Genomic DNA, 18981 nt, shown 5'->3' on the forward strand with positions numbered 1-18981 from the left:
GTCAGCCGCGGATGAAGACGCGGTGGATCTTGACGGGCTTGGCGGGCTCGCCGTCCTCGGGACCGTTCGGGCCGGGGATGATCCCGCCCTTCACGATCCGGTCGAGGACCGGGAGGCCCCAGGTGACCTTGCCCAGGACCGTGTACGCGGGCGGGATGTTCGCCCGGGAGTGGACGAGGAAGAACTGGCTGCCGTTGGTGTCCGGACCCCAGTTGCCCATGGCGACCGTCCCGCGCGGGTAGGTCTCCTTGCCGGTGAGCTCGTCGTCGAACTTGTAGCCGGGGCCGCCCTCTTCCGCCCGGTAGATGTCACCGCACTGCAGGACGCCGAGCCGCGCCGAGTTGGTCAGCCGCCAGCACCGCGTGTCGTTGTAGAACTTCTGCCGGGACAGGCTCACGAAGCTGTGCACGGCGCACGGGGCGTTCCCCCGGTCCATCCTGATGGCGACGATGCCGAAGTTGGTGACCAGGACGACGTCGACCTTGCCGTGCGCGCGGGCCTTGGAGCGGGGCGGGCGCACCGGCTTCGCGGGCGGGTTGTCGGGCGTGGGCGTGTACACGCACCGGACCGTGTGCCCGCCGCCCGCGGGGATTGCGGGCGGGGCCGCGGGCGATGCCTGGGCGGCGCCCGCGGGGAGGAGTGCGGCGGCCAGGGCGGCGGCCAGCGTGAGGACGGTCCGGCGCGGTCTCATAACGCCCCAACGTAGTGATCATCGAGGTGCCGGGATAGTGGCAAATCACGACGAACATGCGGCGGCCGCGGGAGGTCACCGGCCCTGGCAGGTGAAGGCGGCCCACGCCGCGGGGGCGGCCAGGTCCGCCAGGGCCGTCTCGTCGGCGAGCTTCGGATCGGCTTCCGCGGGGAGGCGCCGCGCGGGGTCGAGCATCCAGAGCTGAGCTGCGCGCAGGGCACGCGCCGGGTCGTCGTACCCGGAGTTCAGGTAGTGGTGGAACATCGCCATCAGCAGGGCCGTCGGGACGTCGTCGACCGGCCAGCGGGCGCCGACCGCGCCGGACGCCCCGGCCGCGAGGAACGCCGCCGCCAGCGTCAGCGCCTCGTCGTGGTCGGTGGCCGTCAGGTCGCTGCCGCAGGCCGCGAGGACGACCAGCCCGCCGGGCGAGCCGGGCGGACGGGCCCGCGCGCGTTCGAGCACCTCGCTCATGCTCAGCTCCTCGCCACGCAGCAGCGCGAGGGCGGCGTCGACGGGACGCGGAGCGGGGTGGGCGTGGCAGCCGAGATGCAGCAGCGACGCGCCACCGGAACCGCGCCTGGGCAGGAGCCCGCTCACGTTGTCCTTGGTCGCGTCCGGGGATCGCGGGCCGCCGCGCCTGCGCCCGCCGAGCAGGACGCCGTGCGGGTACTGGCGCCGGTGGATCTCCTCGATCTCCTTCGACGCCCAGTACAGCGCGCTGCCCCCGACCCGGACGAGCGCGGGCGCGTCGCGGGGCGGGAGCCGGCCGCGGGTGCACGCGTCCGCGAACTGCCGGGCCGAGGCCGCGTAGGAGATGACCGCGTCCTGGCACGCGTACCGCCACCGCCCGTCGGCCACCCGCCGCCGTGCCGCGTGCCACGGCACCTGCCCGAGCCCGCCGACCGGGACGAGGACGACCCGCGCCGGACGCCCGCCGGGCACGGCGGCGAGGACCTCCTCCATCGCCGCCTCCCACGCCCAGTCGCACAGGTCGCCGAGCGCGTGCGTCCAGCGCCGGCGGATGCGCTTCTCGTCCGCCGGGCCAGCCTGGACGAGGTCGCGTTGCGCGGTCGCGAAGGCGTCCACCCTGCTGTTCGGACCGGCGATCAGGCGGGGCAGCGGGACTTCGCGGACGGCTCCGGCCGCGTCCACGACGACGGCCGTGCCGGGCCCGTGCCGGTCGCGCGCCAGCAGGTACACCAGCGCATCCGCCCCGGCGGCCTTCAGCGCGCCCGCGATGTCTGAGACGGACGGCGGCGCGAGCAGGCTCCGCTCCACCTCGGTGCCTTCGATCGCGGTGAGCACGCGATGCCGCAGATCGCTCGGCTCCCTCGATTCGGGCAGCCGCGCCAGGACCTCCGCCACGTCCGGTGTCTCACCGGCACCCGGCCGGAGGTTCCACGGCGCGGGTTCGGTGGCCGTGTGCGGTGCGTCCTCCCACTCCTCGGCGAGGTCGGCCAGGCCCGCGCGGCGGAGCATCTCCGGGACGCCGGAGTCGGTGGTGGCCGCGTGCAGGACCGTCGCCCGGCCACGCTCCAGTGCCTCGACGGCCGCGTCGGCAAGCCCCTCGCCGAGCGCCCAGCGGGCCACTTCCACGGCCTCCGCGGCTACCGAGAAGGCCATCTCGAAGGCGCGCTGCGGACCGGCCTGGAGCAGGACGGCGGCGGCGCGCTCCCCCAGCGCCTCAAGCCCCAGCCGGACGGCGCGCCGCCTGTCCTTCAACGACCGGTCGTTCCGCTGGTGGTAGGCGCGGGCCAGGTTGCCGAGGGTCTCTACGGGGGCGAACGCGAGCGCGACGCCGGTCATGGCTCCGCGCGCCGCCTCCAGCCGGTCGATCCCGTTGCTGAGATCGGCCCGCTCCCCGGTCAGCTCATGCCGGAGGATCAGGCCCATCCCGAGCATGCCGAGCACGCCCGCGAACGCCGGTTCCCAGCGGCGGCCCGGCGGGAGCGCCTGGACGAGCCCGTACGCGTCGCTCACCACCCCGAGGCCCTCGTCGAGCGTCCGCAGGTCCCGCGTGGAGTACCCCGCGCCCACCTTGAGGTTGCCGGCCAGCGCGAGCTGGAGCGGGTAGCCCGTGTTGTCGGTGCCGGTCCCCTTCAGCGATGCGGCCAGCATCTCGGCCACCGCCGCCGTCTCTCCCGTGTCGCCGCCCAGCCCCTGCGGGTTCAGCATCCCGCCGGACCCGACGCGGGCGCGGAAGAAGCGCGCGAACGCCAGGTCCGCCGCGACGTCGGTACGCGCGGACAGTGCCTCCAGTCGCTCGATCGCCTGGTCGAGCACCTCGCGGGTCACCTGCCTCGGGTTCCTGAACACGGGTGAGATCGCGAGGTGGCGCTCGCTCATCAGCACCTCGTCGCTGGAGGTGTCGCCGCTCTCCCGCCCGGCCCGCACGACGAGCTCGGCGTAGTGGTCGGCGGCGTCCAGGAACTCCAGCCCGCCCTCGGCGTCGTGGCGCTGGCCGTACAGCGATGACAGCGCGTTCAGGATGGTGATCCGGAGCCAGTGCCCTTCGGGGACGAGGGCGGCGGCGTGCTTGAGCCGGTCGGCGACTCCGTCCAGCCGCCGCGTGTCCCCGCCGAGGTAGGCCTCGACCTGGTCCACGCGTGCGAGGAGGTAGTGGTTGACCGCCTCGTTCTCCGGGCCGGCGGCCGGGCGGTCGACGGCCTCGCGGAGGAGCCCGCGCACCCGCTCGAATCGTTCCGGGGAGTGGTCGAACTTCGCGTGCCCCATCAGTACCCGGCCGAGGTGCGTCAGCGTCTGGGCACGGGACGGGTGGCCGTCCGGCATCTGCCGCAGCACGCGCTCCAGCAGCGCGACCACGGCGTCGCGCCGCTCGGCCGATCCCGGCTCGTCGGCCCAGGAGCCGCCGAGCGACTCCCCGAGCATGCCGAGCAGCGCAGGACGGAACCTGTGGTCGGGATCGAGTTCCTCGGCGGCCCGCGCAAGGGTCTCGACCACCCGTTCCTCGTCGTCGGGCCGTCCGGACCGGTCGGCCCGGTAGGAGAGCCACTGGGCGAGCAGTCCCAGGCGCATGCCTCGATCGGGATCGTCCTGCCCGGACTGCCGGAAGGCGGCCTCACCGTCCCGGACGGCCCGTTCGACGTCCTCTTCCGTCGGCCCGTCCGGACGCAGGTAGAGCGTGGCGTACGCCCTCAGTTCCAGGACCTCCTCCGGGGGCACGGCGCCGCGCTCGGCGGAGATCATGTCCAGGTTGGCGAGAGCGCGCTCGGCGTCCTCGGGACGCGGCCCGGAGTCCGGCGCGGAACCGAACTCGGCCATCCTCCGGTGGACGTCGTAGTCGTACGTGCCGAGGCTCTGCAGCAGTCCGGACGGCATGGGTTCGACGACGAGCACGCGGGCGAGGTTGAACCTGCAGACGTCCGCGAGGTCGGCGTCGATGCCGGGTGAGGCCGCGAGCGCATCGAGTTCGGCGAGCGCCGCCGCGCGGTCGCCGGCATCGCCGCCGAAGGCCAGGAACCTCAAGGCCAGCGTCATCCCGAGCTGGAACCATGCCTGGGCGCGGAACGGATGCTCGGGGTGCAGCGCGTCCCGGGCGCAGGTCAGAAGGCGGATCACCTCGTCCGCGCGGTCCCGCGTCTCCTCGGCGGCGCCCGTGCCCCACTCGACGTCGGCTCCGACCCAGGACGAGAGCGCCAGGCCCAGCACCGCCGTCAGCTCGTCGGGGGACGGCTCCGGGATCGGCGGCATCGCCAGCGCCCGCCGCAGGCAGCCGACCGCGTCCGCCAGCTCGGCGCGGGGATCCGCCGTCCCCTGCACGGCGCGCCGCAGACGGCCCCAGCCGAGCAGGTAGAGGACGAAGGCCCGATCGGTCTCGGCGTCGTCCGGCAGGACCGCGAGGGCGCGCTCCGCGTACCCGATCGCGGCGGTGTAGCCGGCGGCGTCCATCGTCTCGTCGGCCTTGTCGACCATCAGCTCGGCGAGCCGCTGGACGTTCACCAGCACGTCGCGTCTCCTGGTGAGGAACAACGCGTCGAGCGCCGTCCGGTACCAGCGGATCGCCTGGTCGCGGTCGTCTTCGGCGTCGAAGACGTCGTAGCGGTCCGCGAGCGCGTCGGCGAGGTCGGCCGCCGCGAGCGGGTCCGGTTCCGGGCCCTCGGTCGCGGCGGCCAGCAGGTCGATGGCCGCGTGGAGATCGTCCTCGTCGCGCCGGTGCAGGCGGAACCGGGTGTGGAGCATGTCGCCGCAGGACGCGGCGATCGTCCGCCGGTCCTCCCCGGACGCGTTCGCCAGCGCGTCGCGCATGGTCTCGATCGCTTCGTCCAGGTCGTCCAGCGCCTTCATGGCGTCGTCGTCGCCGGTCGCGGCGTCCAGGGCGCGCCAGAACCGCAGGAAGAGCGCTTCGCCGAGATCCTCCAGGGCGGACGCCTCGCGCAGCAGCTCGATCGCCTCGTCCAGGACGTCCACGTCCCCGTCGAGGGCCTGGAGGAAGAGCTGCCTGCCGTCAGGGGCGCCGGTCATGGCGGGGCCTGGTGACGCGGGCGCGGTAGGCGGCGAGCTGCTCGTTGATCCAGGCGGCTCCTTCGAGATCGTCCAGGTCCTGTCCCGAGGCGGGGTCGGCGACGAGGCAGCCGTCCGGGCAGCGGTCCCGGAACAGCACGAGCGCGGGCCTGCTTCCCTCGCGCTTGGACGGCCAGATCAGCCCCTGCGCCTCCGGGACCTGCTCGCGGATCCAGCCCGCCCAGCGCCGGGTGGCGTGGTACTCCCCGGATTCGGCCTGGACGAGCCAGGTGTCCTGCGCGACGGCCGCGAGCGCCTCGCCGGAGCACAGGTCGACAAGGTTCAGCGCGTCGGTCGTCTCGACGACGCTGGCCCGGCGGCCGTGGACGCGGGCGCGCCGGATGGTCCGGAAGCCCTTGTCGTTGAACGGGACGTCCCGCAGCAGCGTCTCGGCCAGCGCGGTCCCGGCCTCCAGGCCCGCGTAGTACGCCGGGTACGGGGCGCGGTCGGTGCCGTCGAAGCGCCCGCCGCCGAAGTTGTCGTCGGACGGCCTCGGGTTCACCGACGTCGGGTCGTGCCTGCGGTCGTGCACCCGCCACAGCCGCTCGCCGGCCTTCAGCAGGTGCATGTGGGGGGACGGGCGGAAGAGCCGCGGGGGTTCGGCGTTCGGCATCTCACGCTCCCCCGGTCTCGGCGCGGGCGGCGGCGATCAGCTCGTCGTCGGGCAGGCTCCCGATGAGCCGGGCGGGGGCGTCGCCGAGCCTGCCGTTGCCGCCCAGCCACCAGTCGGCCGCGCCGTACGGGTCGTCGGCCGCCGCCAGGATCCGGTTGATCTCCAGGACGATCCGCAGCGGGCCGCCGCCGGCCGCGAACTGGAAGGCGGGCCAGCGGCCGTCGCCGTCGGCGCGGTCGAGGCGGATCAGGCCGGGGTCGCCGGGATCCACGCCGCGGGCGCGCAGCTGGTCGGCGTCCAGTGCGGGCGCGTCCAGCAGCCACGACTCGGCCTCACGCTCGACCTCCGCGGACGTCGGCCCCGGAGCGCGGCCGAGGCGGACCTGCAGCGGGCCGGTCAGGCTGAACCAGGCGGACAGCTCCACGGCCCGGCGGGCGGCGTCGGGCGCGAACCGCTCCTCCCGCGCGCGCAGCGCCACGAGGAACGGGTGGTCGCGGGGCAGGCGGGCGCGGAGCAGGTCGGCGATGTCCTCGGCGAGCTCCTCCGACGCCACCCGGTCGCCCTCCCGGGTGAACGCGTCGACGAGCGCCTGCACCTCGTCGAACTCGCCGGGCGACAGCCGTTCGCGGACGTCGTCCCACTGCTCGGCCAGCGCCGTCAGCGCGTGGCGTAGTCCCATCGTTCTCCTTCGGGCCTTCAGGCGGTCACGAGGTGGTGTCGTGGCGGGCCACGGCGGCTTTGGCGTCGGCCACGGCGGCCTTGTCCATGCCGCCGATCTGCAGGTCGAAGCGGACCTCACGGCCCGACCGCGGCTCCACGGCGTGCACCGAGAGCCGTCCCGTCTCGCTCATGTGGAAGGTGATCTCGATCGGCGTCTTGCGCGGCAGCCTGGGCGGGAGGCCGCGCAGCATGCCGCGCCCGATCATCGTGTTGTCGGCGAGCTCCTCCGTGCCGTCCGGCCGCGTCTGCTCCCACACCTCCACCTCCAGCATCGGCTGGTTGTCGAGGACCGTCCCGAACACGACCGGGCCGGAGTCGGCGGGCAGCGGGGTGTCGGCGGGCAGCAGGTGGACGACGAAGAACCGGGCCCGCATCGGGTCGGTGGCCGCGAGCGGGTCGTGCTCGTCGATGACCTTCACCCCGAAGCCGCGCGGCACGACCGTGGTCACGTTCCGGGACCGCATCGACTCCGCCTGCTCGGCGCTGATGCCGAGCCGGTCGGCGACCCGCTCGTCCCGGCCGTCCGGGCCGTCGCGGCCGTCCGGGCCGTCGTCTTCCTGCTGGACCTGCTTGATCAGGGCGAACAGCGCGGCGCCCTGGGCGACGGCGAGGTCGGGTTCGTGGCGTCTGGGCATGCCGTCCGCGGGGCCGTCCTTGGCCAGCAGGCCCTCCAGCCGGGACGCGACCGCCGGCATCCGCGTCATGCCGCCGACCAGGACCACCTCGTCGAAGCCGGCCACGCCCTGCCGCCGCGCGCGGTCGATCGTGTCCTCGGTGATCTTCAGGGTGCGCTGCAGCAGGTCGGCGGTCAGCTCCTCCAGCCGCTCCCTGGTCAGCTCCACCTGCACGGTCGCGCCCGCGAAGCGCAGGTTCCGGCGCCGGGACCGGGCGCTGCTCAGCTCCTTCTTGAGCTGCTCCGCCATGATCCACAGCTCCTGCATGAACTGCTCGTCGGCGGTGGGGTCGAGCCGTGGGTGCCGCGCGGTGAACTCCTCCAGCAGGAACGCCCGGATCCTGGCGTCCCAGTCGGCGCCGCCGAGGTCACGGTCGCCGCCCGTGCAGACCACGTTGACGTCGTCGCCGTCCACGCGGATCACCGTCGTGTCGAACGTGCCGCCGCCGAGGTCGTAGACGAGCAGGTGGCGCGGGCTTCCGGCGGGGTGCCCGTGCTGGTGCGAGAGCGCCGCGGCGACCGGCTCGGCGAGGACGTCCAGGACGTCCAGCCCGGCGATCTCGCCCGCCCGGCGGGTCGCCTCCCGCTCCGCGACCCCGAAGTACGCGGGCACTGTGATCACCACGTCCCGGACGGGGCGGCCGAGCCGGCGCTCCGCCGCGGCGGCCAGCTCCTTGAGGATCAGCGCGGAGATCGTCTCCGGCGTGTACCGGGTGCCGTGGAAGTGGAAGTCGACGTCCTTGCGGCCCATCCGGCGCTTGACGTGCCGGACGGCCAGCTCCGGGGCGAGCAGCGCGGCGTTGGCGGCGGCGCTGCCGATCACGACCGAGTCGCGCCGCTCGAAGTAGACGACGGACGGCGTGGTGTTCTCGCCGATGGAGTTCCGGACGACCGCCGGCCTCCCCGACTCGTCGATGTAGGCGAGACAGGAGTTGGTCGTCCCGAGGTCGATGCCGAACGCGGTCATGCGGGCCCCCTCATCGGCCTTGGTAGGTGAACGCCGCCCAGGACTCCGGCTCGTCCAGCGGCGCCGCGTCCAGCAGGTCGGCCAGCTCGGCGGACAGGTCCGCCGGGACGCGCCGCCGCGGGTTCAGCATCCACAGCTGGGCCGCGCGGAGCGCGACGGCCGGGTCGTCGTAGCCGGCGTTCAGGTAGTGGTGGAACAGGGTCATGAACAGGGCGGTCGGGAGGTCGTCCACGGGCCAGCGGGCGCCGACCACGCCCACCGCCCCGGCGGCGAGGAACGCCGTCGACAGCGTCAGCGCCTCGTCGTGGTCGCGGCTCGTCAGGTCGCTGCCGCAGGCGGCCAGCACGACCAGCCCGCCGGGCACGCCGGGCGGCCGCACCCGCGCGCGCCGCAGGATGTCGGTCATGCCGAGGGCCCCGCCGCCCGCCAGCATCAGATGCGAGTCCACCGGGCGCGGCGCCGGATGGGCGTGGCAGCCGAGGTGCAGCAGCGACGCGCCGCCCGACTCCGGGCCGGGCAGCAGCTCCCGCACGTTGGCGGCAGTGGCGCCCGGCGCGCGGGCCTCACCCGGACGGCGGCGGCCGCCCAGCAGCTCCCCGTCCGGGTAGTGCCTCCGGTGGATCTGCTCGATCTCCTTCAGGGCCCAGTACAGCGGCGGGCTGCTCCCGCCGACCCGGACCAGCGCCGCCGCGCTCGGCCACGGCCGGTGCCCGTGCCGCCGGGCCTCGATGAACTGGCGCGCGGACGCCGCGTAGGAGACGACCGCGTCCTGGCAGGCGTAGCGGCGGACGCCGTCGCCGACCGTCCGGCGGGCGGCGTGCCAGGGGACGGCGCCGAGCTCCCCGACGGGGACCAGCACCACCCGCGCCCGGTTCCCGTTCCCGGGGCCGCCTGCCGCGGCGTCCAGGACGGGTTCCATCACCGCCGTCCACGCCCAGTCGCACAGGTCGCCGAGCGCGTGCCGCCAGCGCCGGTGGACGCGCTCGGCCTCGTCCGTCCCCGGCCCGGCCCGCTCCCGGTCGTGCTGCGCCCGGACGAACGCGTCCACGCGGCTGCGCGGCCCGGTCATCAGCCGGGGCAGCCGGACCGGGCGCACCTCTCCGGCGTCGTCCACCACGAGGGCGAGACCGCCGCGGCCGTCCTCGCGGGGGACGAGGTAGGCCAGCGCCGCCGCGCCCGACTCCCGCAGCGCCCCGCCGATCTCCGCGGGGACGGCCGGGCTGAACAGCCGCCGCTCGATGTCGCTGCCCTCGATCGCCTCCATCACGCGTTCGCGCAGGTCGCTGGGCACGCGCAGCTCCGCGAGCCCCGGCTGGAGACCGGGCATGCCGTCCGGCCCGCCCGGGAGGTCCCACGGCGCCGGGCCGTTCTCCCCGGTCGCCTCCTCCCACTCGGCGGCGAGATCGTCGTGCCCGCCGTCGCGCAGGAGCGCGGGGAGGTTCGCGTCGGTGGTCGCCGTGTGCAGGACCATCGCGCGTCCCCATTCCAGCGCCTCGACGGCCGAGCCGGTGTACCCGTCCGCGGTGCACTGGTAGGCCACGGCGGCGCCCTCTCCGGCGGCGGCGAGCGCGGCGGTGAAGGCGCGTTCGGTGCTGCTCTGCAGCATCACGCTCCACGCCCTCGCCCGGAGCGCGGCGAGACCGGTCTCGCCGGCGCGGCGCCGGTCGTCCAGGGCCGCGTCGCCGCGCAGGTGGTAGGCGGTGGACAGGACGGCGAGGCTCAGCGCGGTCACGCTGCCGAGCGCACCCGTCTCGCCCGCCCGGACGGCCGCCTCCAGCCGGTCGATGGCGTTGTTCAGGTCCACGCGGTCGAGGGCGATCTCGTAGCGCAGCAGGAACGCCCACCCGAACACGCCGAGCAGCCACGACCGGAGCGGCCACACCGGGTCGGCGGCCCCGTACGCCTCGGCCATCAGCGCCAGGCCCTCGTCGAGCCGGTCGAGGTTCCGGGTCAGGTAGCCGCCGTGCACCTTGCGGAACCCGAGGACGCCCAGCTCGGTGGGGAACAGCGGATGGTCCGCGCCGAGCGCCCGGGCGGTCTCGACCTCGTACTCCTGGACGTCGTCCGGGACCTCCTCCTGCGCCTGGCGGGCGTGCGGTCCCGCCGTGGCCGTCTCGAGTTGCCGCTGGACGAATTCGAGCGTCCGCGTGCTGCTCTCGATCAGGGTCCGGGACGGGTGGCCCTCGGGCAGCCGTTCGGCGAGGGTCCGGTGCGCGCGGGCCGTCCGGTCCAGGAGCTCGGCGTCCGGCGGGCCGGTGGCCCTGGCCATCGGGGAGGCGGCCCGGAACCACTCCATGAGGGCGTGCATGTCCTCGCGCGCCCGGTCGTCGGGTCCCGGCTCGCCGCCGGGCCCCGGCTCGCCGGGCGCGAACGTCTCGGAGGTCAGGCGGGCGTAGTGGTCCGCGGCGTCCAGGTGCTCCAGGCCGCCCGCCTGGAGGTGCCGGTGCATCAGGACGGACGCCAGGAACCCCGGGATCATCTGCTGGAGCGGATGCTCGCGCGGGAGCAGCCGGGCGACCCGCTGGAGCCTCTCGACCGCATCGCTCAGCGGCTGGAGCCCGTGGCCGATCATGCTGCGGAGCCTGTCGACGACGACGAGCAGGAAGTTGTTGAGGGCCTCGTTGTCGGTGTCTGCGGCGGGACGTCCGACCGCCTCCAGCAGGATGCCGCGCACCCTCTCCAGCCGTTCCGGGGAGTGCCTGTGCTCGATGCCCCGGGTCAGGATCGTGCCCAGCCGGCCCAGGGTCGCGGCCCGGTCGGGATGGTCGTCCGGCAGCTCCGTCAGGACGTTCTCCAGCAGCTCCAGCGCCGCCTCGCGCTCCTCGGGCGTCGCGGACCGGGCGCCGCCTGAGTGCCCGTCGGAATGCAGGTCGAGGAGCTGCCCGAGCACGCCCTGCAAGACCTGCTGGAACGGGTGCCCCTCGCCGAACTCTCCGCCGATGCGGGTGATGGCGTCGGCGAGCGCGTTGACGTCCTCGATCCCGTCCCGCCGCACCGTGCGGACGGTCTCCATGAGGTCGCGCAGGGGGCCCAGCTCGTCGTCTTCAGGGTCGGGTTCGGCGGCTCCCAGGCCGGCGAGGACCTCGGTGAGGCCCTCCGCGGTGATGTCCCCGCCGTCGACCGCCAGCACCGTCACCGCCCGCAGGCCCGAGGCCATCGCGGCGGACTCCGGAGCCGTCCCGGTGACGCGGTCCAGGTGGTCGCGCGCGGCCCGCGCGGTCTCCGCGTCGGCGAGGTTCCCGCCGGCGAGCAGGCGCGCGAAGTTGCGCAGCGTCGGTCTCCGGTCCCGCAGCCCGGCGGGCGCCGAGCCGAAGAGGTGCAGGAAGGCGAGGTAGAGGTGGCAGATGTCGGCGATCGCGTCGTCGCACTCGGGCAGGCCGAGGATCGCATCGAGGTCGGCCCGCGCCTCGTCGCGGTCGGCGGTGTCGCCCCCGAAGTAGGTGAAGCGGCACGCCCGCGTCACCGCCCGCCAGTACCGGACGACGGGACGGTACGGATCGTCGCCCGCCATGTCCCGCCAACCCGCGTCCAGGGTCTCCAGCGCGGTGGTGACCTGCCCGGCGAGCGAGCTCCAGTCGCCTGGGGTCTCGTCCCCGAAGAGGTCGAGACCGCCGACGGCGCGCTGCGCGATCGTGGCGAGCACGACGCCGTATCTGGCGTTCACCCAGCCGAGATCCGGGTTCGGTCCGGGTCTCAGATCGATCGAGCGGCGGAACGCGGCGGCCGCCTCGGCGAGGTGCTCGTCCGCGCTGTCGAGTGCGTACTGCCCGCGCAGCAGGTGCGCCACGCCGAGGTTCTCGTACGTCGCGGAGAGGTCGGACGCGCCGATCGCCGCGCCGAGATCCGCCACCGCATGGCGCGTGTACTCGATCGCGGCATCGAGATCCTCGATGCTCTGCGCCCGCTCGCCCCGCTGGACCAGGAATTCGGCCAGCGCCAGCCGGATCCACGCGGGCTTCACGTCCGGGCGGAACGGCGCGTCCAGGGCCGCGCGCAGCCGGGCGATCTGGTCGTCGAGTTCGGCGGGCTCGGTCTTGTCCGCGGGCTGGGTCTCGTCTGTGGTCATCGGTGCTCCAGCCGCTGGCCGGTCATGGCCGCGAAGACCGCGCCGTAGATCAGGCCGAGCTGGTCGGCGTCCGCGAAGTGGTGCACGACGGCGTGGCGCAGCGGGTCGCGGTCGTGCAGGAACACCGGGCCCTCGGGCGCGGGCACCACCAGGTGGACGGAGTCGTACGCGGCCTTACGGAGCAGGGCGTCCAGCGTGCGCGGGTCGTCCCCCAGCCCGACGTCCGTGATCACCATGAGCGCGCGTGCCCCGTACTTCACCGGACCTCGCGGACGCAGCTCCATGAGCATCCGGATGGCGGGCGACAGCTGCGTCCCCCCGCCCACGTCCCGGCTCGGCCGGTCGGTCACCCGCCGCAGCTTGCGGACGTCCACCGGGGAGACCAGGATCGCCGCCCGATTGGCGAACGCCACCGAGGTGAGCAGGTCCCCGGCGGCCATCTCGCGGCGCGCGAACCCCGCCAGCGCGTGCAGGGCCGCTTTGCGCAGTGCCGTGTAGGGCGACATGGAGCCGGACAGGTCGACCGCGACCTCAAGGCTCACCGGGCCGCGTGCCGTGCGCTCGCCGGCGATGCGGGCGGCCTCCAGGTTCGGCGGCGGCAGCGCCCCGACCGGACGCGCCTCGGGAGCCGGGGCGCTCGGCGCCGGACGGTCCGTCGAGCGGAGCTCGTCCGTTGAATGGCGGCGGGTGGGGGCTGGAGGACGGTCCGGTTCCGCCGGACGGGCCAAGGCGGCGGCACGGCGCCGATGGTGGTCGGCGGCGTCGGGGCCCAGCTCACGCGTGATCGCCGCGTCGTCGGCGAGGCCGTAGCCGATCTCGCGGAACCGCCACTCGCCGCGCCGCCGGTAGCACTCGCCGAGCAGGTGCACCGGGTCGGGGCTCGACTCCCCCGCCGCCGCCCCGGACAGGACGGCCAGGTCCGCGCCGTGATCGTCGCGCACGGTGCAGCGCACCCCGCGGATCCGCGCCACCGCGCCGGACGCGGCCTCGACCGCGACGACGATCCGGACGGTCCCGTCCGGCGCCGCGGCCAGGTCGATCATGAGCCCGCGATCGTCGGCGACCAGCGCGAGCCCGCCGCCGGACGCGTCCTGGTACACCGCGAGCAGCGAGGCGCCGTCCGCCTCATCCGTCTCGTCCGGGCCGTGCAACTGGAAGGTGACGAGGGACGTCCGCGCCAGCGGCACGTCCTGCACCTTCCGCAGGGGACCGGTCCGGGGTCGCGTCATCGTCGCTCCTCACACCGTCGCCAGGGACACCAGGAACGACAGGACGACGAACACGACGTAGACCGCGGTGACGCAGAGCACCACCACGAAGACGGCGAGCCGCCACGGGCGGTACGGGTCCGGCGGCATGATCTCTCCCTTCGGCGGGGTTCGTCGGGTCGGCGGCTCAGGTCGAGTGGTGCACCCGCAGCCCCTCGCTGACCAGGAGCCAGCCGGTCAGGTCGAGGACGCCGTCGTCGATCTCGTCGCCGTCCAGCCAGGACGACGTCCGGAAGAACCTGACCTCGGCGAACGACCGGCGCATCGCGCGGACCATGCCGTCGAGCCCGGCGTCGTCCTCCAGCCAGCGGCCGATGTCGTCGCTCTCCTCGCCGACGCCCGCTAGCGCCGCGCACTCGCGCACGAGGTCGTCCTTGGTGAGCGCGACCGCGAGGCGGGCCCGTCCCATCTGGACGCCGTGCCCCTCGATGTTCTGCACGACCTGGGCGAAGACGAAGTCGGGCGCGACGTCCGAGCGCAGCCCCCGGTTCTTGGCGCGCGCGCCGGCCTCCAGCGACTCCCAGACCGCGTCCACCGACAGCAGGTCGAGCGTGAACAGGAACGTCCGCGCGGACTTGATGTAGCGCAGCTCCCGCATCGACTCCGACTTGGCGACCAGCTCGCCTGGCGCGTCGAAGACATGGAAGAGCCGGGCCCCTCCGGTGGGCGGGCGGATGTGCAGCGAGTACGCGCGCAGCGGCGCGTCCTTGGCCTTGACGGTCTTCCAGGTGTGGACGCCCGCGCGGAGCTTGTTCGCGAGGTCCCGGTAGGCGGACTCCGACTGCTCGTCGGCGAACTCCGCCTCCGCCCCGTGCCCGCCCGTGCCGTCGAGAAGGCCCATGACCAGGGCCGTCATCAGCCTGGTCTTGCCGGTCGCGGTGGCGCCGAGCACCGGGATCACGATCTCGGGCACGGCCCCCGACCCCTTGGACATCGGCTCCTTGCAGTGCGGGCAGTACGCCTGCATGCGGCCGTCGCCGGTGCCGGTGAGCAGGAGGGTCGGCAGCAGCGTCCCGCAGGCGCACCGGCGCTTCAGCACCCCGTACCGTCCTGGACGCACGTCGCGGTGACGGCGGCCGCATCCCTGGCCGGAGCACTCATAGGACGGGTAGTTCACGCGCAGATGGCATGACGGGCAGCTGGTCCGGATGCCCTTGATCCGCCGCATCCCGGTGTCGGTGACGCGCAGCACCTGGGCGGACGCGAGCAATGCGAGCACCAGCGCCGCCACCACCCCGAGCTGCAGCAGCCACAGCAGCCCGACCGCGACGAAGCCCATGATGACGCCGACGGCCATGCAGACCCGCAGGGCGATCCCGATCGGCAGCAGCAGCCATTCCGGGTCCCGGTACTGGAAGGCGGTCCGGATCCTGGCCTCGTACTCCCTCGCCACCCCGATGGGAGCGGGGAGCGCGACCCGGACGGTGTGCCGCAGGTCGATCAGCGCGGGCCCGAACAGGTAGTGGGTGAACGCCGGCTCGTCACGTCCGGCCGGTTTGTCCGGCGGCGCGGGGATGGGCGCCGGGGCGGGCGTCTTGCCCAGGCCCATGACCGAGGCCAGCGTCACGAGGTAGCGGTACATGCAGAGCACCGCGAAGAACGACACGACCACCGTCACGGCCGGGACGATGATGAACCAGCCCAGGCACATCGCCGCGACGAGGATCAGGCATCCGCAGCCCGTCGGGAGACCCGCCCCGGAACCGGACGTGTAGGGCGGCGGCGGGTAACCGCCGGTCGGCCCGCCCCCGTAGGTGGACCCACCGCCGTAGGCCGATCCTCCGCCATAGGTCGACATGGTCGGGGCCCCTCACTGTGACAGTCGTCCGGGCAGCCAGCGGCGGCGCCGGGTGTGCTTCTCCCGCCAGCGCTGGAAGTCCTGGGCCGCGGTCATGCGGCCCGTCCGGCGGCGGACCTCGCGTTCCACCGCGCCGAGGTCGCGCTTGCGCCATTCCGGGAGGGCGCGCAGCAGCGCCTCGTGGATGGAGCGGGCGACCGGCAGGGCCCCCAGCTCCTTCTCCGCGGTCCACGCCGTGGCGAACGCGGCGCCGGCGGCGGGGACGGCGGCCGCGCGCTCCCCGCCGAGCGCCCGGCGCAGCCGCTCCAGGTAGGTGTCGACGACCTTGTCGTGCGCGGCGGCGAGGACGCGGGCGAGCGCGTCGTGCCGCAGGTTCGGCAGCAGCACGCCCAGCCGCAGGAGCAGGTAGTCCTCGGCGGGGGACGCGGCGGGCGCCCCGGCGGGAAGGTTGTACGCCTCCACCAGGGCCCGTCCCGCCTGGTACCGCTCCTTCGCGTTCTGCTTGGACTCGGTCGCGAGGAGCGGCTTCTCCGCCAGGTGGATCCAGGCCACCGCCGCGACACGGTCACGCAGCGCGGGCGGCAGCAGCCCGGCCAGCGGCAGGCCGTCGACCAGCCTGCACAGCGCGCCGTAGGACTTCTGCCGGACGGGGTCGCCCATGGACTGCGCCGCGGCCAGCAGCGGCTCCACCCATGGGACGAGCACCGGGTCGGCGGCGGCTCCGTCCGGCAAGCCCGGCAGCAGGGCCAGCGCGTCGTCCGGGGTCCATCCGCCCGGCCAGAGCGCGGTGAGCAGCGCCTCGTCCAGCCGTCCGTCCGGGCCGCGGGCGGACAGCACCGCCAGTGCCGTGTCCACGGGCGGTTCCCCGTCCCTGCGCCCGCGGGCGACCAGCGCCGCCTCGTGCAGTGCGGGCAGCGCGGCCAGCTCCGCCTCGGGGACGGCCTTGTCGAGCCCGGCGTCGAACACCGCGTGCACCCGCGCCCGGTCGGCGGACGCGACCTGGTCGAGGTGGAACAGCGTCCCCGCGCGAAGATCCGGCCACCGCCGGACGGCGGCGTGCAGGTCGTCCTGGTCGGAGAGGCGCAGCAGCCGCGGGCCGACCACCTCGGATCCGCAGGTGCGGAGCGTGTGCGGGTCGGGCTGCACGCCGTGCGCGTCCGCGAGGGCGAGCAGCCGCACCAGGGTCGCGGCGTCCGCGCCGGCCAGCCGCTGCGCGTAGCCGCGCCGGGCCTGCTCGCGCGCACGCGCCGACCGCAGCCGCACGGCGTGCGGGGCCGGGGCGCGCCGATCGGACGCCTGCGCGAGATGGCCCGTGACGAGGCGTCCCTCCGCCAGGGCGAGCAGCTCGTCGAGCCCGGTCGCCGCGGCGGCGTCTGCCAGCCCGGTCATGTGGTCCGGGGACGCGGCGTCGTGGCCGAGCGCGGCGGCGCCGACGCGGCCGACCGTGTCCCGGTCGAGCCGCCGCGCGTTGCTCCCCAGCCAGGCGCAGGCGGCGTCGAGATCGTCCGGGCCGATGCCGGGCCCGCCGTCCAGCAGCGCGGCCGCCGCGATGATCGGGTGCCAGTCCGCGAGCCGCAGCTCGCCGCCCGCGGCCAGGGCGCGGGCGCGGCGCCAGAGCGGCTCGGCGGCGACCGTCCCGGTCCCGGCCAGCAGCTCCGGCAGCGGCCCGGCCGCCACCTCGGACGCCTGGCCCGTGGTGAAGTCGAACAGGAAGAAGCCCGCGAACGCCCGCTCGTCCGGGACGATCTCCGCCCCCGGCACGGTCCCGATCACGTGGTGCCTGCTGTACGAGGGCCGGAACTGGTAGGTGGCGAACGACACCTTCGCGACCAGCGGCGGGGGCAGCAGGAACGAGACCGCCGCGATCCAGCACGCGACCTCGTCATCGTCGGCGGCGAGGATCACCACCGAGCGCTCCTCGTCCAGCGCGGCGCGCTCCACGGCGGCCAGCAGCGCGGGCAGCAGGCGGCGGCGCGGGGTGCCGTCCAGGAAGCGGTCGACGGCGTCGCGGCGCAGCGGGCCCGTGGGCAGCGGGCCGGGCAGGCGCGGCAGGTCGGTGTCCGCGACCGCCTCCCGCGTCCACAGCGGCGCCTTCCACAGCTCGATGGGCAGCGGCCCGCGCCACGTCCCCCCGCTCGCCGGGACGAGCGCGTGCGCGAAGTAGTTGCCGAACCGGCCGGAGTAGTCGGTGCCGGTGAACGCGACGTTCGCGACGATCGGCTCCGGGCCCGGCACGAAGCACAGGTTGACCGGGCAGCCCGCGATCTGCTCGGGCGTCGGCGAATGCCCCAGCGTGCCGGGCGGCTCGTAGGAGCTGACCGCCTCCACCTCGTGCATGACCTCCGGGGACACGCCCGGCGTCACCGCGTTGAACTGGTACCCGGCATAGCCGGACAGGCCCGTCCGGCAGGACGTGTAGTACAGCTGGTGGAAGTCCATGTCACCCCTTCGTGGACGGGAGGGCGTCGAACCTGCTGAGCAGCCACAGGAACGGGTCGGCGACCCGGTGCGGGTGGATGCCGCGCGGGTCGACCCGGTTGTCGGACGTGGGGTTGCCGCCCAGCGACGACAGGCCGAAGTAGCGGTAGTCCGCGAAGTTCTTGCGCATGATCTGGTCGATCTGCGTGCCGTCCCACTCGTGCAGCAGCGCCCGGACGTAGTCGTGCACGGCCAGGCTGTCGGACTGGTCGAACACGGGCCGGTCGGCGGGCGCCTCGCCCAGCAGCGGGCTCCCCTCGGCGAACCCGTGCCACAGCGTGTCGATCTTGGAGAACGCGACCGCGACGGGGACGTCGATCCGCCGGTTGGGGCCACGCCCGTGCGCCTCGTACAGGACGTCGGTCACGCGGGTCAGCACGTTGACGGGGTTGTCGGTCTTGGCGTCGGCCTGCGGCAGCCGGGTGCCTGGCTTCGCGCTCTCCCGCGCCCCGCGCATCTGCAGCGGATCGAGGAGCAGGATGATGCCGTCCGCGCCGCGCAGGTACCGGACGTTGAGGTCGACGCTCTCCTTGGAGATCAGGTCCTCGCCCGCGGTGTCGAAGAACGAGGTGATCGTGTGCCGGTCGCGGGAGCGGAGCAGGCCCCGCCCGTCCAGGGTGACCTTGAAGACCAGCGGGCGGCGCAGCTCCGCCTGGCCCGGCCGCGTCGTGCCGGGCAGCACCTTCTGCCGGTAGAGCGTCTCCTCGTACCGCTTGGCGAACTCGCTGCGGGTGTGGTCGTCCGAGCCGACGACCGCGGCGTCGAAGCGACGCCCGACCGAGTGCATCAGCTCGTGCAGCAGGACCGTCATGTAGACCGTCTTGCCGGCGCCCTTCGCCCCGATCAGCGCGATCAGCCGGCTGTCGATCTTGTCGAAGTGGACGGGCAGGAGGCTGTGGCAGTGCGGGCAGATCCGCTGCGTGGACGCGTCCTTGCAGCGCGGGCAGCGGGCCGCCGACTGCCAGCCGTTGAGGGACGAGAGCCGTCCCCCGGTGAACACCGGCGGGAGCGCCTCGTTCATGCCGAAGCGGCGCGACAGCGCCCGGTCCCGCTCGGGCGGGCACTTGGCGCCCTCCGGTCCGAGCAGCCCGGTGCAGCGCCACATCATCTTCCGCGGCGTGAACGACTGGTAGCAGTACGGGCAGACCAAGGACTGCAGGGACGGCAGGATCGACGGCAACGGCGG

Annotated in this window: 10 protein-coding genes; all 10 read right to left on the minus strand. The window is 74.5% G+C overall.

Features of this window, described 5'->3' with window-relative positions; translation table 11 throughout:
- Nucleotide 1: 1 nt before the first annotated feature.
- The 10 genes from E1287_RS01470 to E1287_RS01515 all read right to left on the minus strand — a co-directional run bounded on the left by E1287_RS01470 (nt 2) and on the right by E1287_RS01515 (nt 18975).
- A complete protein-coding gene (locus E1287_RS01470; RefSeq protein ID WP_131962735.1) occupies nt 2–691 on the minus strand; it encodes a peptidylprolyl isomerase in 690 nt (229 codons plus the stop codon).
- A 75-nt stretch (nt 692–766) separates the two neighbouring features.
- A complete protein-coding gene (locus E1287_RS01475) occupies nt 767–5173 on the minus strand; it encodes a CHAT domain-containing protein (protein WP_131962737.1) in 4407 nt (1468 codons plus the stop codon).
- The gene (locus E1287_RS01480; protein ID WP_131962739.1) at nt 5157–5825 is read right to left on the minus strand and encodes an RES family NAD+ phosphorylase; all 669 of its coding nucleotides are present in this window, start codon (nt 5823–5825) and stop codon (nt 5157–5159) included. Before E1287_RS01480 ends, E1287_RS01475 begins: the two co-directional genes overlap by 17 nt.
- Before the next feature lies 1 nt (nt 5826).
- The gene (locus E1287_RS01485; protein WP_131962741.1) at nt 5827–6504 is read right to left on the minus strand and encodes a hypothetical protein; all 678 of its coding nucleotides are present in this window, start codon (nt 6502–6504) and stop codon (nt 5827–5829) included.
- A gap of 25 nt (nt 6505–6529) precedes the next feature.
- Nucleotides 6530–8185: an Hsp70 family protein gene (locus tag E1287_RS01490; RefSeq protein WP_131962743.1), complete on the minus strand. Its 1656-nt coding sequence runs from the start codon at nt 8183–8185 to the stop codon at nt 6530–6532.
- A 10-nt stretch (nt 8186–8195) separates the two neighbouring features.
- Nucleotides 8196–12251 carry a CHAT domain-containing protein gene (locus E1287_RS01495; RefSeq protein ID WP_131962745.1) on the minus strand — a complete coding sequence of 1352 codons (4056 nt, stop codon included), beginning with the start codon at nt 12249–12251 and terminating at the stop codon, nt 8196–8198.
- On the minus strand, nt 12248–13480 hold the full coding sequence (locus E1287_RS01500; RefSeq protein WP_131962747.1) for a VWA domain-containing protein: 1233 nt from the start codon (nt 13478–13480) through the stop codon (nt 12248–12250). Before E1287_RS01500 ends, E1287_RS01495 begins: the two co-directional genes overlap by 4 nt.
- Before the next feature lie 166 nt (nt 13481–13646).
- Complete coding sequence (locus tag E1287_RS01505; RefSeq protein WP_131962749.1) at nt 13647–15317, minus strand: hypothetical protein; 1671 nt, start codon at nt 15315–15317, stop codon at nt 13647–13649.
- A gap of 12 nt (nt 15318–15329) precedes the next feature.
- A complete protein-coding gene (locus tag E1287_RS01510) occupies nt 15330–17756 on the minus strand; it encodes a GTPase-associated protein 1-related protein (RefSeq protein ID WP_131962751.1) in 2427 nt (808 codons plus the stop codon).
- A gap of 1 nt (nt 17757) precedes the next feature.
- On the minus strand, nt 17758–18975 hold the full coding sequence (locus E1287_RS01515) for a hypothetical protein (RefSeq protein ID WP_131962753.1): 1218 nt from the start codon (nt 18973–18975) through the stop codon (nt 17758–17760).
- Nucleotides 18976–18981: the final 6 nt, after the last annotated feature.

The sequence above is a fragment of the Actinomadura sp. KC06 genome (genome assembly GCF_004348735.1).
Classification (GTDB): Bacteria; Actinomycetota; Actinomycetes; order Streptosporangiales; family Streptosporangiaceae; genus Spirillospora.